Source organism: Pararcticibacter amylolyticus (genome assembly GCF_003130405.1).
GTDB classification, from domain to species: Bacteria; Bacteroidota; Bacteroidia; order Sphingobacteriales; family Sphingobacteriaceae; genus Arcticibacter; species Arcticibacter amylolyticus.
In genome coordinates this window covers 85,693-101,836 of the sequence record NZ_QEAS01000001.1, presented here as the reverse complement: position 1 = coordinate 101,836, position 16,144 = coordinate 85,693, and the positions used below count along the sequence as shown (strand labels likewise).

Annotated in this window: 16 protein-coding genes; 8 read left to right on the top strand and 8 right to left on the bottom strand. The window is 43.9% G+C overall.

The window, feature by feature from the left end:
• Positions 1–89: 89 nt before the first annotated feature.
• Positions 90–683 carry a hypothetical protein gene (locus DDR33_RS00490; protein WP_109413803.1) on the top strand — a complete coding sequence of 198 codons (594 nt, stop codon included), beginning with the start codon at positions 90–92 and terminating at the stop codon, positions 681–683.
• A gap of 4 nt (positions 684–687) precedes the next feature.
• On the opposite strand, the gene DDR33_RS00485 is transcribed toward DDR33_RS00490, so the two are convergent.
• Both DDR33_RS00485 and DDR33_RS00480 read right to left on the bottom strand, forming a co-directional pair.
• On the bottom strand, positions 688–1,926 hold the full coding sequence (locus tag DDR33_RS00485) for a TCR/Tet family MFS transporter (protein ID WP_109413802.1): 1,239 nt from the start codon (positions 1,924–1,926) through the stop codon (positions 688–690).
• A gap of 232 nt (positions 1,927–2,158) precedes the next feature.
• The gene (locus tag DDR33_RS00480) at positions 2,159–2,593 is read right to left on the bottom strand and encodes a hypothetical protein (RefSeq protein WP_109413801.1); all 435 of its coding nucleotides are present in this window, start codon (positions 2,591–2,593) and stop codon (positions 2,159–2,161) included.
• A 269-nt stretch (positions 2,594–2,862) separates the two neighbouring features.
• Here DDR33_RS00480 and DDR33_RS00475 point away from each other — a divergent pair, with 269 nt between their 5' ends.
• Entirely contained in the window at positions 2,863–3,270 is a 408-nt protein-coding gene (locus tag DDR33_RS00475) for a hypothetical protein (protein WP_109413800.1), read from the top strand.
• Here the strand turns inward: DDR33_RS00475 and DDR33_RS00470 are convergent, their stop codons facing one another.
• From DDR33_RS00470 to DDR33_RS00460, 3 genes are all read right to left on the bottom strand, one after another.
• Positions 3,271–3,891, bottom strand: coding sequence for a YceI family protein (locus DDR33_RS00470; RefSeq protein WP_109413799.1), 621 nt, complete (start codon positions 3,889–3,891; stop codon positions 3,271–3,273). It abuts the gene before it with no gap.
• Between the two features lie 78 nt (positions 3,892–3,969).
• Positions 3,970–5,349 carry a hypothetical protein gene (locus DDR33_RS00465; RefSeq protein WP_109413798.1) on the bottom strand — a complete coding sequence of 460 codons (1,380 nt, stop codon included), beginning with the start codon at positions 5,347–5,349 and terminating at the stop codon, positions 3,970–3,972.
• Between the two features lie 35 nt (positions 5,350–5,384).
• Entirely contained in the window at positions 5,385–5,978 is a 594-nt protein-coding gene (locus tag DDR33_RS00460; protein ID WP_109413797.1) for a YceI family protein, read from the bottom strand.
• Between the two features lie 374 nt (positions 5,979–6,352).
• Here DDR33_RS00460 and pta point away from each other — a divergent pair, with 374 nt between their 5' ends.
• The 4 genes from pta (at position 6,353) to DDR33_RS00440 (ending at position 11,652) form a co-directional block, all read left to right on the top strand.
• On the top strand, positions 6,353–8,446 hold the full coding sequence (gene pta, locus DDR33_RS00455; protein WP_109413796.1) for a phosphate acetyltransferase: 2,094 nt from the start codon (positions 6,353–6,355) through the stop codon (positions 8,444–8,446).
• Positions 8,447–8,540: 94 nt separating this feature from the next.
• The gene (locus tag DDR33_RS00450) at positions 8,541–9,746 is read left to right on the top strand and encodes an acetate/propionate family kinase (protein WP_109413795.1); all 1,206 of its coding nucleotides are present in this window, start codon (positions 8,541–8,543) and stop codon (positions 9,744–9,746) included.
• 166 nt (positions 9,747–9,912) lie between these two features.
• Positions 9,913–10,926, top strand: coding sequence for a sensor histidine kinase (locus DDR33_RS00445; RefSeq protein ID WP_109413794.1), 1,014 nt, complete (start codon positions 9,913–9,915; stop codon positions 10,924–10,926).
• A gap of 6 nt (positions 10,927–10,932) precedes the next feature.
• A complete protein-coding gene (locus tag DDR33_RS00440) occupies positions 10,933–11,652 on the top strand; it encodes a LytR/AlgR family response regulator transcription factor (protein WP_109414161.1) in 720 nt (239 codons plus the stop codon).
• A 7-nt stretch (positions 11,653–11,659) separates the two neighbouring features.
• Here the strand turns inward: DDR33_RS00440 and DDR33_RS00435 are convergent, their stop codons facing one another.
• The 3 genes from DDR33_RS00435 to metK all read right to left on the bottom strand — a co-directional run bounded on the left by DDR33_RS00435 (position 11,660) and on the right by metK (position 14,372).
• Complete coding sequence (locus tag DDR33_RS00435) at positions 11,660–12,394, bottom strand: lysophospholipid acyltransferase family protein (protein WP_109413793.1); 735 nt, start codon at positions 12,392–12,394, stop codon at positions 11,660–11,662.
• A gap of 83 nt (positions 12,395–12,477) precedes the next feature.
• On the bottom strand, positions 12,478–13,029 hold the full coding sequence (locus tag DDR33_RS00430; protein ID WP_109413792.1) for an NUDIX domain-containing protein: 552 nt from the start codon (positions 13,027–13,029) through the stop codon (positions 12,478–12,480).
• Between the two features lie 89 nt (positions 13,030–13,118).
• Positions 13,119–14,372, bottom strand: coding sequence for a methionine adenosyltransferase (gene metK / locus DDR33_RS00425; protein ID WP_109413791.1), 1,254 nt, complete (start codon positions 14,370–14,372; stop codon positions 13,119–13,121).
• A 283-nt stretch (positions 14,373–14,655) separates the two neighbouring features.
• Here metK and DDR33_RS00420 point away from each other — a divergent pair, with 283 nt between their 5' ends.
• Together DDR33_RS00420 and DDR33_RS00415 are read left to right on the top strand one after the other, a co-directional pair.
• The gene (locus tag DDR33_RS00420) at positions 14,656–15,534 is read left to right on the top strand and encodes a diacylglycerol/lipid kinase family protein (RefSeq protein WP_317047405.1); all 879 of its coding nucleotides are present in this window, start codon (positions 14,656–14,658) and stop codon (positions 15,532–15,534) included.
• 4 nt (positions 15,535–15,538) lie between these two features.
• Positions 15,539–15,883, top strand: coding sequence for a translation initiation factor (locus tag DDR33_RS00415; protein ID WP_109413789.1), 345 nt, complete (start codon positions 15,539–15,541; stop codon positions 15,881–15,883).
• Positions 15,884–16,144: the final 261 nt, after the last annotated feature.

Here is a 16,144-nt window from a genome sequence, read left to right as displayed (position 1 = left end):
CCCCCCTTCTGCTTTGATCTGCAGGAAGATAATAGGCTTACGTGCATATTGAAGAAAAAGTGTAATTTCAACCGTTTAATCCTTAAAGTATGAAAGGCCTGTATATAACCTCCTTACTAATCGCATTTTTTCTTTCTTCGGGCTGTGGCCATTCCGGAGGTGGTGGAAGTGCAGATGACACTGTTGCGGCATTGAAAAAGCAAAAGAATAAAACGGATCTTCTTATTACAGATAAATCTCTCGAGGTATATGCTAAGGTAAAAGGGGCGAAGGAACCATTGAAGGTAGAGAATAAGCGTTATCCCAGGGATATTGAAACGACTTACAATCTTCTTCGCGATTCGAAGGGCCGGGTATTATATATTGCAGAAATGCCGTTCAGCGAAACCAGCGACTGGTTTATTGCTTATAAGAGTTATTTTGATACGACCGGAACGCTGTATTCCTTTCAAAGGATCAATAATTTCCTGAACAATGGTTGTACAAGAGGGGCTGCTATGGAAAATATGGTTAAATATTATGATGCTTCTTTCAAGGTGCAGGATTCAACATATACGTTGACCGATACTTACAAGAAACCTTTAGAAAAAGGGGCCTGTAAATTCCCGTACAATTTTCCGTACCAGGTATTCAGAACGGTTAAAGAGTATAAAGAGAGCAGGGGTGTCCCGCTCTCAAATTAGCTTGTTAATCGCCTGAGGGTTGAACTACCGTCCTGGCTTTCTTTCTGAAGTTTCTGACTGCCAGGAGTGCACTTATGATCATCAGAAGAGATCCCAGCAGGAACGGAGCACCCGGAAATCTGAAGGGAGCCGCGGAGCTCGTAAAATATGCGAAAGTGCTCGTCATCAAGGGCGGGCCAATGATCGATGTTGCGCTCATCAGGCTTGTTAATCCACCCTGCAGCTCGCCCTGTTCATTGGCCGGAACCTGTGTAGATATTAATCCCTGAATTGCAGGACCGGCGATTCCGCCGAGAGTATAGGGGATCATAAACGCGAACATCATCCATCCGTTTGTGGCGAGGCCAAAAAGCAGGAGCGCAAGGCTGTAGAGGGATAGACCTACGGTTACTCCCCGTTCCTGTCCTAACTTAGGCAGGATGATACGGATTAGTCCTGCCTGGACAATGGCTGTGAGCAGCCCGATAAATCCCAGTGAATATCCAACCCATGACTCATTCCATCCGAATTTCTCCATCACGTAATAGGTCCAGTTGCTTTGCACGGCATGTGCTGCAATGTAAACCAGTATGAGAGATGCGATCAGCCCGGAAATAGCGGGGAAGCGCCGTAACTGTTTCAATGAGCCAAGAGGGTTTGCTCTTTTTATGTCAAATTTCCTTCTGTTCTCTTTTGGGAGTGATTCCGGAAGAATGAAAAATCCATATAAAAAGTTCAGAAGGCTTAATCCTGCTGCTACCAGGAAGGGGATTCGGGATCCGAACTGGCCTAAAACACCGCCAAGCACCGGGCCAATGATGAATCCAACGCCAAAGGCTGCTCCTATAAGGCCAAAGTTCTGGGCTCTTTTTTCAGGAGTACTGATATCGGCAATATAAGCAGATGCAGCCGTGAAGCTGGCACCCGTGATCCCCGCAATAATACGGCCTGCAAAAAGCCATATGATAGAGGGCGCAAAGGCAAGAAAGAGATAGTCCAGTCCAAATCCCAGCAGGGAGAACAGGAGTACCGGCCTTCTGCCGAACCTGTCACTCAGGTTACCCAGAACGGGAGCGAACACGAACTGCATGAATGAATAGGCAAACATCAGCCATCCACCGTATTCCGAAGCTGTGCTCAGGTTGCCATGGATCATCTCTGTGATAAGTTTGGGGAATACAGGAATAATAATTCCCATCCCGATCACGTCGATGAGTATGGTTAAAAAGATAAATCCCAGGGCCGCTTGTTTTGATTTTTGCATAATGATATATAGAATAGTTGTTCGGCTTTAGCTCTGTGCAACCGGAATGCAGGAGAAAGCACTTTAATAAAAATATGATTTGAATGAAGTGTTGTGGTGCTAATGAGTAATATAGAAATTACTCACAATCAGCAGCAAGGGTAACTGGCATGTTCATAATATGCAAAGGTAGGATATTTTGTAATATTCTATTTACAGAATTTTTCTTTTATAAGGTGTTAAGGGATGAGGCTTATTCGCTGAGCCTGTTTCTCTCCCTGATTTCGAGCTCGGTAATGGTGTACAGGCGTTGTTTGATCTGATCAAGTACCGGGTGCAGCGCTTTCACCTTTTCCTGTATGTCGTTATGCTGGATGGTTAGGTATTGTTCGCTTAGCTGCATCATGTCTTCAAGTGTTGCTTTAAGATTTGACTGATAGCAGAAAATATCGTTCAGTACCTGGTTTTTTTCTCTTTCAAGCCGTTTGATCTCCGCGTTAATAATATTAATGCGATTGATGCTGTCATCATTAATCTCCAGGATGAAATATTTCATCAGCAGTTTTTTGAAGAATTTAATTTCATCTTCGAAAAATTCGATATAGGAAAGCCAGTTCCTGGATGACAGGTACAGTGCCTGCAGGTTTGCTCCTTTGTTGACTGACGGTGAAAGTACAAATGTTTTCATGGTTACATCAATATTTCGGTTTGAAATAAAGTTCCGGTTTATTCAGCGGGATTAAAATGATGCAGATCATGGATTCCATTGATGTAGGGAATAAACTATGTTTTTCATAATGGCTGTTAATCGTTTGTTTTTCAGTGTGAATCAGGCTATAAATAAGGAAAGTCACCGGAAAAAAGCGGGAATAATCATTTTTATCGTAATTTAGGGTTCCGGCAGAATAAGCCTGTGCCGATAAGAAAAGATTAATTTAGAGTTTTTGTAAAAAAGAAATGAAACGCATTTTGTGGTCGGGGTTGATTGCCGGAGTGGTATTGTTTGTGATCAGTTATGGAGGATTGTATCTGGCGATCCGGTTCTTTCCCCAGTTGTTTCTCGAATATAATAATCCCCTGTTCAATTCGGATGGCAGCCGGGATCTGTTGTTCTATTTACATGCCTTTATTATTAGTATGGCCTTGTCGTGGTTCTGGGAAAGATTTAAGGGTTTATTCCACGGAGGATCTGTTTTGCGGGGGCTTGAATTCGGACTGGTTTACGCAATCGTGGCATTGCTGCCGGTTATGTGGATTACCTTTAGTGCGATGGATATTACTATTTCGATGGTACTGAGCTGGTTTATCTATGGATTTGTACAGGCTGTAGTTGCGGGGATAGTGCTGGCTAAGATCAATCCTTAACTAGAGAGATTTCATTCCTAACTGGAATTTGACTGAAAGCTTATTGTCGGTTTGGATCATCCCGCCTAATTTACGGGGCGGGGTGAGGTTGAAATCTGAAAAGTTCACGTCCCGTTCGCCTACCAGTCTGATGATCTTCTGTTCATCCCTGTAGAAGGTATAGTTTACGTCGAACCTCCTGGAGACTCCGGCCAGCTCAATATCAACGAAGCCTTTGATGACGTCATTCGGAGAGCTGAAATCGGGGAATTTACTTAAAGAGATAAATTTGATTTTGAGCTTGGGGTGATCTTTTGATTTTAATGTTTTCCTGAGGTCTCCGGTCATTACCGGGTTCCGGCAATCGAATAGTTTGACATCAAGAGCCAGGGCGCCGGTGAGGGCGACAGACTCTTTGTCTGCCCGGCTTCTACTGACAAGGATAGTGTCGGGGTTGCTGTAGCCGATGATGGAGCAGCTGAAGTTGTTGATATTGGTGCTTCCTTTAACCTGGAGAGTGCCTCCCTTGATTAATACCCATTTTGCGGTCCGCTGATTGGGATCACCTTCTTTAAAAGAAATCAGAACGCTTAGCAATGCCAGCAAGAAGAAAAACAAAATGGGTTTGTGGTAGCGTATCATCTTGTTGTATTAACAGCATTTACTGAAAAAAGTCAGGAGGAATTATCCTGCCTGACTTTTGAAAATGAAAACAGTTTCTTAGAATCCGATAACTGCCTGGATCACATATCCATTGAATTTACCACCGTAGCGGATATCTGTTGCGTCGAAGTCTTTATATTTCTGCACAGAGTATTCACCTTTTAAAAGGATATTGTTTGTTAAGAACCAACCAGCAGCACCTGAGATACGGTCGACTTTAACATCGTTCTGAACTGGAGTTCCAGTGGTTGCGGCTAGATCTGCTTTGACTCCGTTATAGCGGGCTCCTATGAATAAATTCTCATTCTTTCCGAACCTGTAGATACCTTCGATTGCGTATTGGTTTGCATCTCTCTTATCTGCGGCACCATATGCTCTTCCTTTAGCAACTTCGTAAGTTCCGAACAATTCAAGACCTGTATATTTAACAAATCCGTTAAATTGTGCTGCTGTGATCTTTCTGCCAAATCCAGGATTTAAACGTCCTGAAAATGCGTTGTTTGCGTAAGTTGAAGCTGCACCTTGGGCTGCAACAGTTCCTGCATAAGCTGGTTCCATCACCATGAAATAATTAGAACCGGTACGGTCGCCACCATATAAAGTGTTACCAGCAGCGGCAACTGCATTATTATGATATATGGATGCTGCTACTCTCACGCGGAGTTTTTCATCAATTTGTTTGTCGTATCCAACTTTTCCTAAGAATGAAGGCATTTTACTGATACCAGCGGGTGCTGCGAGTAATTGATTGTTGGTACTGTCAATTGTACCTCTGATTGTTCCGCCTGTAGCTCCAACCATACCAAATAGTCCGTTACCTCCGTTGAAATAGATTTCAGCGCCGATTTCGGTAGCGAAGCTGTCCATGATATAGTTCTCAGCGAACGGATTGTATAGAGTTGAACCACCGTCACTTCTGCGGAAGTGAGCATCACCGTAATTCACTTCCATGTGCCCGATCTTGATCGTAGTGAACTTCATCAGATCATCCCAGAACTGGCCCTTGAAAGGAAGTTTGTCGAACTGGATGTATCCAGCCTTTACCCACGTTTCGTTGTGGTGACGGGATGATAAATATGTAGTGAGGTTTAAACGGATGCCATCAGCAAGTAAAGCGTCGAATGTGAGGTTGGCACTAGCATTATTAAAGCCAGGGCTCATGTGATATAAAGGAACGCCGCCAACCCGGTCGGTTTCATGCTTAAGTCCCTGGTAAGCCTGGGTAAAACCGGCTCCGATATTGAATTTTAATCCGTCGAATGTGCCTGTTGCTTCTTTTTTGGGTTCGAATACATTGATGCCGGATTTATCGTAAGCACGCATGTTTTCGAATGTTTTGCCAACTGTTACCTCCTGTGCGTTTACCAGGGCAGGTGCGCCGGCAATAAACAATGCTGCCGCTGCTTTAGCAAAATTAGATTTTAAAGTTGTTTTCATGTTTCAATTATTAAGGTATATTATTATGGGTTTTTTTAATTCTTAAGTTTTAAAGTGTATTCTACGGTTACTTCGTCTCCAACTTTTAGAGCTCCAAGCATGAAAGTAGGAGGGGTGATGCCGAATTCACTCATCTTGATCTTTCTTGATCCGCTAACAGTGACGGTGCCGTCTGCATTTTCTACTGCTTTTCCCTGAAGGGTTACCTGCTTGGTTGTACCTGCTATTGTAAGTGCTCCTGTCGCTTTTACTACTGACTGACTGACTTCAGCAGAGGCCAGTTTGAAAGTGATCGTAGCAAATTTGTCTGCTTTCATCGCTTTGTATGCCCTGGAGTTCATCAGGTCTTCTTTGGCTTTCAGGCTTTTTACAGGAAGAGTGAAATTAAAGGAAGAAATGTCCTGAACCTGGTTGCCTTTGATTGTAAACTGCGCATCAGCCGGTACATTTTGTGCTACCATTTCCCAATCATGAAGATTAGAGGTACCAAGAACCTTTATCGATCCACCCACTGTTTTGTATACCTGGGCTTGTGCTGATGTGCTGAATCCGAAGATTGCAGCGAAAAATACAATAGTTGCTAACTGAAAGTATTTAAGTGCGTTTGAACTGGATTTTACTGTTTTCATTTTATGTGGTTTTATTCAGATATTTAAAATATTTATAGTGCAAATGTAGATTGAGGCGGGATGCCGGAGAATGACTGGACTTACAATAAATAATGATGTTAAACATTTATTGTTAGAACTTCTTTGGCAAATGAAATCAATGTTGTCACCTGTTTATTTCCGGGGCCGGATATAGAGGATGCAATGAAAGACCGGTTGCTTTAAATTTTCGGGAGTTGTACAGTAATAAGATAAAGGAGATGATATTTGGCTTTTATTGGAAAAAATGAGTGGAATAAGGGTAAATTTTACTTTTATTCTAATAATATGACAAGTATCATAATATTTTTTTGGCGTAAGCCCTACCTTCGTGCAGAATTTCAATAAAAGAAACTATGACCAAAAATATTTTTATTGCAACCGCAGAGCCATACAGTGGTAAATCCATTGTTGCGCTGGGTCTTGTAAATATGCTTTTGGGCAAAACCCAGAAAGTGGGTTATTTTAAGCCTATAGTAAATTACGATCCAAGAGAGAAGAAAGATGTTCATATCCAGACGATCGTAGAACATTTCGGCCTTCCGGTTAGTTACGAGGATACTTATGCCCTGACCAGACAGGAAGCGATGCGCCAGATTGAGAGTGAGAGTGAAGGGCAGATGATGGAGACCATCATTTCCAAATTCAAGAAGCTTGAAGAGAGTTATGATTTTACAGTTGTTGAAGGAAGCGATTTTCTTGGAGAAGGTGCGGCTTTTGAATTCGATGCAAATGTTTCTATAGCAAAGAACCTGGGGGCTCCTGCTATTATAGTAGTGTCGGCAGAGAGTAAGACAACAGCTCAGGTAGTTAATTCTGTGCTTACGATGCTCCGGAATTTTGAAGCACGTGAGGTACAGGTGCTTGCCATCTTCGTTAACAAGGTTAAACATGAGCAGGCAGCAGATGTGAGGGAACTTTTAACTGCCCAGCTTCAGAAGGATACTATCCTCGCGGTTATTCCGGAAGATAAGGGACTTTTGAATCCTACGATGAAGGAAATTCATGAAAGTCTCGGCGGGAAGCTTCTGTTTGGAGAAGAATTCCTTTCTAACCAGGTGGATAACTTCGTTACCGGTGCTATGAATGTGCCTAACTTCCTCAGTCATATTAAGGAAAATGTGCTGATCGTTACGCCTGGTGACCGTGGAGATATTATAATCGGCTCGCTTCAGGCTAATCTTTCTACCAGCTATCCGAAGGTTGCAGGGATCGTGTTGTCTGCCGGTTCTATTCCTGAAGAGCCCATCATTCGCTTGATCGAAGGTTCTCAGACTGTTGTGCCGATCATTTCTGTTGAAACGGGTACATTCCAGACCATTACAGAAATTGCTTCTATCAAGTCGAGGATCACTACAGACAACGTTAAAAAGATCCAGCTGGCTATTGACACATTTGATAAATATGTGGATACCCAGGCACTTGACCAGAAGATCATCACGTTTAAACCGGAAGGAATCACCCCTCATATGTTCCAGTACCAGCTTGGTAAATGGGCAAAACGTGAAATAAAGAATATCGTGTTGCCGGAAGGTGATGATGACCGTATATTAAAGGCTGCGGCCCGTCTGATCAGCCAGGAGATTGTGAGTCTTACCATCCTGGGCGATCCTGCTGCTATTGCAGCATCGGCAAAACGTTTAGGCTTGGATCTCGACCTTACTAAGGTAAGGATCATCAATCCTGCTGAATCTGAATACTATAATGATTATGTGGAAACGTTATATGAACTCAGGAAGAACAAGAACGTGACCCTTGAAATGGCACGTGACCTGATGACTGACGTGTCCTATTTCGGTACTATGATGGTGTACAAAGGGCATGCAGACGGAATGGTTTCCGGTGCTGTTCATACTACTCAGCATACGATACGTCCGGCATTGCAGTTTGTAAAGACAAAGCCAGGCATTTCGGTTGTATCTTCCGTGTTCTTCATGTGTCTGCCAGACCGGGTGTCTGTATTCGGTGACTGTGCGGTGAACCCGAATCCTACAGCAGAACAACTGGCTGAGATTGCGATCTCTTCAGCTGAAAGCAGTATTCGTTTCGGAATTGAGCCGCGTATTGCGATGTTGTCTTATTCTTCCGGAACTTCGGGTGAAGGAGCGGATGTGGATAAAGTGCGTAAGGCGACAGAGATTGTGAAGCAAAAGCGTCCTGATCTGAAGGTTGAAGGCCCAATCCAGTATGATGCGGCAGTCGATCCGGTGGTTGGAAAGCAAAAGCTGCCAAATTCAGAAGTTGCCGGACAGGCGAGTGTGCTTATTTTCCCGGATCTGAATACCGGAAATAACACTTACAAAGCTGTTCAGCGTGAGACTGGTGCCCTGGCTATCGGGCCTATGCTTCAGGGACTTAACAAACCGGTGAATGACCTTAGCCGGGGTTGTACAGTGGATGATATCTTTAATACTGTTATCATCACTGCTATTCAGAGTCAGAATAATTAATTAAGTCATAAATAAAGTAAAAAAGAACCAGCAAGACGGATTTTTCCGTCTTTGCTGGTTTTAGAATTTAAGGAAGTAAACGAATATTATTTGCATGAATATTTTTGTAGTAAACTGCGGGAGCAGTTCGATTAAGTATCAGTTGTTTAAATGGCCGTCGACATCTCCGATATGTTCGGGGCTGGTGGAGCGTATAGGCCTTGAAGTGTCGGCAATTACCCATAAGGTTTATCTTGGCGGGGAAGAGAAAGTGATTAAGAAGACCCTTGAGTTACCTGATCATGAGGCTGGAATGCAGGAAGTGGGCCATCTGTTAACTGCACCTGAAATCGGAGTGATCCAGGATCCGGCAGAAATAGAAGCTGTAGGGCACCGGATCGTACACGGCGGAGAGAGCTTTTCTACTACTACGATCGTTACTCCCGAGGTAAAGGAAGAAATTAAAAGGCTTTCTGCTTTGGCTCCATTACACAATCCCGCTCATTATGTAGGTCTTACTGTTGCTCAGAAAATTTTCAGCCAGGCGACTCAAATTGTTGTGTTTGACACCGCATTTCACCAGACAATGCCTGCTAAGGCGTATCGTTATGCCATCCCTGCGAAGTTTTATGAGGACCACGGTGTCCGTGTATATGGTTTCCACGGAACCAGCCACAAATATGTAACAGAGCAGGCTCTTTCTCATCTTCAGAAACCTGATGCCAAGATCATTACGATCCACCTTGGAAATGGCTGCAGCATGGCTGCCGTGGATGGTGGAAAATGTATCGATACCAGCATGGGACTGGGCCCGCTGGACGGGCTGATCATGGGTACCCGCTGCGGTAACATAGATTCTTCTGTGGTGTTCTATCTCGTGTCTCAGCTGGGTTATGATATAGAGCAGGTGGATACATTATTTAATAAGCGCAGCGGTATGCTGGGGCTTACAGGAAACAGCGATATGAGAGATGTGCTGAAGGCAGTGCATGAAGGTGACGAAAGTGCACAGCTGGCGCTCGACATGTACGTTTACCGGATCAGGAAGTATATCGGGTCTTATGCTGCTGCCCTGAACGGCCTTGATGCGATTGTGTTTACTGCGGGTGTGGGTGAGAATGCTGATGACATCAGAGAACTGGTTTGTGAAAATATGGATTTCACGGGAATTCAGCTGGACAAAGAGAAGAACGCGGTGCGTGCTTCTGTTGTTCGTGATGTGAGTACCCCTGAATCAAGGGTGAAGGTTTTGGTTATCCCTACGAATGAAGAGCTTGAAATAGCAAAAGAGTGCTTCGAACTGCTGGAGACCGGAGAATAAATTGCCGGATGGCGTTGAGTCTGCAATGAGGACTTAACGCCGTTCTTTGCGGCCTTATCATTCGCTACCGTAACAGAGCGGGATTCTTCCGCCGTTTGAAGATAAAAGGTGTCCGTTCGTCTAACGGACATTTTTATTTCGTTGCCTTTGTTTAATTTAGAGGCTGATGAGTAAATTAAAAACGGGCCTTCTGCACGCGATCGCCTGGATCGCTATTCTTCTTCTTTTTGCCGGTATTGGGAGCAGGAGCGGAAACTTCAGAGAATCTGTTATTATTTACATCTACTTCGGGGTGATCAATATTTGCCTGTTCTATATTAATTATCTTTACATCCTTCCCAAGTTCTTAAACACCAGGCGTTATCTCGGGTGTACATTCAGCATTGTCTTCCTGATATTGATCTCAGGGATCATCAAATATGGTGTTGCCAGCCTCTTCGCTGACGTGGTGCTCAGAAGTAAAACGGAGCCGCGCGGGTATCTTTCTTTCTGGGAGTATTATACGGGTGCATTCTTCACCGGTACTTTTTTTATTGTACTTAGTACGGTTACCAAGTTTACGCTTGACTGGTTTGTAAATGAAAAGATCCGGAAAAACCTGGAAAATGAAAAGCTGACTGCCGAACTGGCCTTCCTCAGGTCCCAGATTAACCCCCATTTTCTTTTTAACTCATTAAATAACATATATTCGCTGGCTTATCAGCATTCTGAACGGACTCCGGAGGCCATTCTCAAGTTATCGGAGATTATGCGATATATGCTTCAGGAGAGCAATGAACCCCGGGTGGAGCTGTGGAAGGAGATCAGGTATCTTGAAAACTATATAGAGCTGCAAAAATTACGGTTTCGCTCGGATGATAACGTCAGGATGTCTGTAAAAGGGAATGATACAGAGCAAACGATAGTTCCTCTGATCCTGATCCCCTTTGTTGAGAATGCATTTAAGCATGGCGTTACCTCAGATCCGTCTTCTCCGATCATAATAGATATTGATATACAGAACGGAAGGATAGTCTTTACAGTAAAGAATAATAAAAGCGGGATGAACAAGGATCTGACGAGCGGAATAGGACTTAATAATGTGAAGCGTCGCCTGGATCTGCTATATCCCGGAAAATATAATCTTGATATAGAAGAGCGGGGAGAGCTTTACTGTTGTAAATTAGTGTTGGAATTGTAAATGACTATGATACGTTGTCTTGTTGTTGATGATGAACCTCTGGCTCTTGATATCCTGACGGATTATATTGAGAAAGTTCCTTTTCTTGAGCTGGTAAAGGCAACTACAAGTGCTTTTGAGGCATTGTCTCTTGTTCAGAATAATGCGGCAGACCTGGTATTCCTGGATGTCCAGATGCCTGAGCTGACCGGCATTCAATTTCTGAAGATCATTAATGGAAAGTGTTGTGTAATCCTGACCACCGCGTATTCTCAGTACGCCCTGGATGGTTATGAGCTGGACGTTTGTGATTACCTCCTGAAGCCAATTGCTTTTGACCGTTTTTACAAAGCTGTTTCGAAAGTGCAGTCGCAGCTCGCTCCTGTATCGTCTGTGCCCCAAGCTCCTGAAAGGCCTGCCTCGACTGCTCCTGATTTTATTTTTGTCAAAACAGAACACAGGATCCAGAAGATCTATATTCATGACATCCTGTACATTGAGGGCTTAAAGGATTATGTTTCTATTTTCACCCCTGTTGAAAGAGTTATCACCCTTCAGCATATGAAGAAACTTGAGGAGGTTCTGCCCAATCAGCGTTTTGCAAGGGTTCACAAGTCGTTTATCGTATCGATTGACAAGATCGAAAGTATAGAAAGGGGCAGGATCCAGATAGGAGATAAGATCATACCGATAGGCGATACTTACCGTGATAGCTTCTTTAAAAAGATCGAGGACCGGAATATCTGAGGCCTTATCAGGCCTCCACTTCACTTTTTATAGCATTCTCTGCTTCAGAAATGACTTCCTCCGGGGTTTTGCCTGACGGCTCAATTGGCTGAAGAACCTTCCATGTCATTTTTTCTCCAAAACTTAAAGGAAATGTCCCGAAGCGGGTGAGCTTCCATGATCCGGTTATTGCTACCGGGACCACCAGTGCGCCGGGAACCTTCTTGATCAGGGTATTCACTCCTCCTGCTGCAAATGGTTTCATTTTTCCGTCGCGGGAACGTGTTCCCTCGGGAAATATGGCAGCCGACCAGTTGTTATCCCTCATTCTCTGGGCGAGTTTAAGGATTTCGGTGATGGACTGTTTGGGGTCTTTGCGGTCTATATTTGCCGCACCTCCATGTTTCAGGTTAAAAGAAATACTCGGAATGCCCCTGGTGAGCTCAATCTTTGAGATGAACTTAGGTTGGTGGCGCCTGAGGTACCAGATCATTGGCGTGATATCGTACATGCTCTGATGATTGGCGATGAAGATGATCGGCCGGCCGACAGGCAAGTCGTATTTATTGATGAATCTTACCCGGCCGCCCATGACATAGTAGGTTCCAATCAGCAGGTAGTTTAATGCTTCTACAGAAGATTTATGCGCTTTATATCCACCGAGTTTCAGGCTGAGCCATTGGATAGGGTGAAATATTACCAGCAGGAGTCCAAACAAAAGATAGTGAATGGGCGAAAAGATGTAACCAAGGAACTTATTCATTTATCACCTGAAAACCGCTAATTTATGTCAAATTTTTCATCTGTAAAACGTTTTCTGATGGAGGGAGTATCAGATGCAAGGCTTTATCCCTGCAGCATAAGTTTTACCCTGAGTATTGCGGCTACGCTGAGCGAATCGGTAATCTGATTGCTCAGGACCATCTGATATGCTTCTTCAAAAGCTACTTTCCTGATATGCAGCTGCTCTGTTTCTTCAGGTGAGGATTCTCCTTCAGTAAGATCTTTTGCAAGATAAATAATGCCATATTCATCGCTGACAGAGTTGGAAAGGTGGATATGCTGAAGTTCCGTCCAGTCTTTTGCGGTAAGTCCTGTTTCTTCCAGCAGTTCTCTCTTTGCTGACTCGAGCGGGTCAATGCCGTGAGGCCCGCCGCCTTCAGGGATTTCCCAGCTGAACTGGTTGAGGGGGAACCGGTACTGGCCTACCAGCCAGATGTTCAATTGCTCGTCCAGGGCAATGATCCCGATGGCGAGATTTTTAAAGTGCACTTTTCCATAGATGCCCTGTCCTCCTGAGGGATTGATCACGCCGTACTCCGTAACTTTTATCCACGGATTGGTGTAAACTTCAGTTTCTGATAAGATCTGCCAGGGGTTGTGTGTTTCGTCGGTCATTATAAAAAACTCAGGGATCGTTATAATTACATTGTTGTTAAATAAGAAAGCCTTCCGGTGATCAGAAGGCTTTCTTTGCTGTCATGGAATTAAATACCAAAAGACGCTTTTACTTTATCGACATAATCGAGCTTCTCCCATGTGAAGAGTTCGACTTCTACTTTTTTCTTATCGCCGTTTGCTCCTTCGAACTCCTTCACAACAGTCTGTGCTTCACGGCCCATATGTCCGTAAGCGGCTGTTTCAGAATAGATCGGGTTTCTGAGCTTCAGGCGGCTTTCTATTCCATAAGGGGTCATATCAAAGATCTCGGTGATCTTTCCGGCGATCTCACCGTCTGAAAGAGCAGTCTTTGACGTGCCGTATGTATTCACGTAAATTCCCATCGGGTCTTTTACCCCGATAGCGTAAGAAACCTGTACCAGCACTTCATCACATACCCCCGCTGCAACCAGATTCTTGGCAATGTGCCTGGTTGCGTAAGCGGCAGAGCGGTCAACTTTAGATGGGTCTTTACCGGAGAAAGCTCCGCCACCATGTGCGCCTTTGCCGCCATACGTGTCGACGATGATCTTCCGTCCGGTAAGGCCGGTGTCGCCGTGAGGACCACCGATCACGAATTTTCCGGTCGGGTTGATATGATATTTGATATCCTCGCTGAATAACTGCTGAAGTTCGGGCCTGAGGCTGTTTTTTACCCGGGGAATCAAAATGTTAATAATGTCTTCCCTGATCTTTGCCTGCATCTCTTGCTCCCCTGCAAACTCGTCGTGCTGGGTCGAAACTACGATGGCGTCAATCCTGACAGGCTTGTGATCGTCACTATACTCAATTGTGACCTGAGATTTGGCATCCGGGCGGAGATATGCGATTTCATTGCCTTCGCGCCTCAGGTTTGCAAGTTCGATGAGGATCTTATGTGCCAGATCAAGAGCAAGGGGCATATAATTATCAGTTTCATTGGTGGCGTAACCAAACATCATTCCCTGATCTCCGGCACCCTGCTCCTGTTTTTCTTTCCTGTCGACACCCTGGTTTATATCTGCTGACTGTTCGTGAATGGCAGACAGGATGCCGCAGGAATTGGCTTCGAACATATATTCAGACTTTGTATATCCGATCTTCCGAATGACTTCTCTGGTTATTTTCTGAACATCCAGATAGGTAGTGGATTTAACTTCTCCGGCAAGGATCACCTGTCCGGTAGTTACCAGTGTCTCGCATGCGACTTTCGAGTCGGGATCCCATGCAAGGAAATTATCAATCAGAGCGTCTGATATCTGATCAGCAACTTTATCGGGATGTCCTTCAGAAACTGATTCTGATGTGAATAAATAGGGCATAATTTTATTATTAATAAATTAAAGCAGAGGGACTGGTAAATTGCAGGGCGTAAAACAGCAGCAGGTGTTAGCACTTTTTTACGTGGTTGCAATCTTTTCCGTTCCAACGGACAAAGCAAATCAGTCCACTTTGGTAATGCGAATGTACAAGAATTTTTTATTCTCAGGAAAGAAGAAATTTTTTCTGTTCGCAAATAAATGATAACTATGTAGTTCGTTCTTAAATGATTATGGCGGAAGTTTAATCCGGCCAATAATCCTTATTTTTACCGCTATTTTACAGGTGCACTTGAGACAGAAAATTTTATTTATTATCAATCCTATTTCGGGGGGTAAAGACAAGGAGGGATTTCCGTTGCTTATTGAAAAACACCTTGATAAGGAGAAGTTCCTGCCCGATTTTGTTTTTACTGAATATGCAGGTCATGCCCACAAAATAGCATCAGAGGCAGTTGCTGCCGGTGCGGATGTGGTTGTTGCGGTAGGAGGCGACGGCACCATTAACGAAGTTGCATCTGCTTTGGTAGATACCAGTTTAAAGATGGGGATAGTACCCTGCGGTTCGGGCAACGGGCTCGCTTTGTCACTCGGGCTCCCGCTGAATAGCAGGAAAGCGATCGGAGTTATTAACCAGTTGCGCAGTATGGCGATAGACACTGCTGTTTTGAATGAGCAGAAGTTTTTTAATATGGCGGGAGTTGGTTTCGACGCACATATCAGTCACGAATTTGCCGGGATGACCTCAAGGGGGTTCAGGGGATACATAAAGACAGCGTTTTCAGAGATCGTGAAATATAAGCCGGGTACCTACAGGATTGAGATAGACGGAAAGATCGTTGAACGGACAGCTTTTATGATCAGTATTGCGAATTCCCCTCAATATGGAAATAACGCGTATATATCACCCAAAGCCTCGCTAAGTGACGGATTACTGGATGTTTGCGTAGTGAAGCCTTTTCCTCTGGCCCTGTTTCCTGCGGTTGTATTAAGGATGTTTACAAAAACTTCTGATCATTCCAGGTATCTGGAAATAATAAAAGGGAAAAATATACGTATTGTATCTTACGATAATGTGAGAGTACATGTGGATGGGGAACCCCGGGGAGCCGGCAGGGAAATTTCTATTTCTGTAAACCCGTCTTCACTTTCTGTATTATATTAGCTGCATGTCGAAAAAGATCAAAAATGTAAGCGGGGTCGTTTATTCCACGAACCCTGATTTTGAGTTTCAACTTGATACACCCGAAGCAACGGAAACTTTGCCGCCTGAGAAGCAGAACCTTAGGGTTAGTTTAGACAGGAAGCAAAGAGGAGGGAAGGTGGTGACCTTAATTACTGGTTTTTCCGGGACCGAAGAAGATCTTGAGATTCTGGGAAAAAAACTAAAACAGAAGTGCGGTACAGGGGGTTCAGCGAAAAATGGTGAGATTGTTGTGCAGGGCGATTTCTGTGAGAAAATAATGACTGCCCTCAAGGCCGACGGCTATAAGGTGAAAAAATCCGGAGGATAGGGGTATATTGGGGGCAAAGTGTACTTAATACAAGATAAACTGCGTGTTTTTTATCAGCAATTTGCATTTGAAAAAAAAAATGGTTTTTATTGCAAAAAATTGTTCCGGTTTAGAAGACAGTTTTTTTGAAAAGAACGTTATATCCCTATAATTGGGAAACGCTGCGAAGGGATAACGGAAATGTAATCAGAATCACATTTTTTGTTAATTCGAAAGTTATAATTTTGTTATTGTATCATTGCAAGTAAGTAGCAACTATAT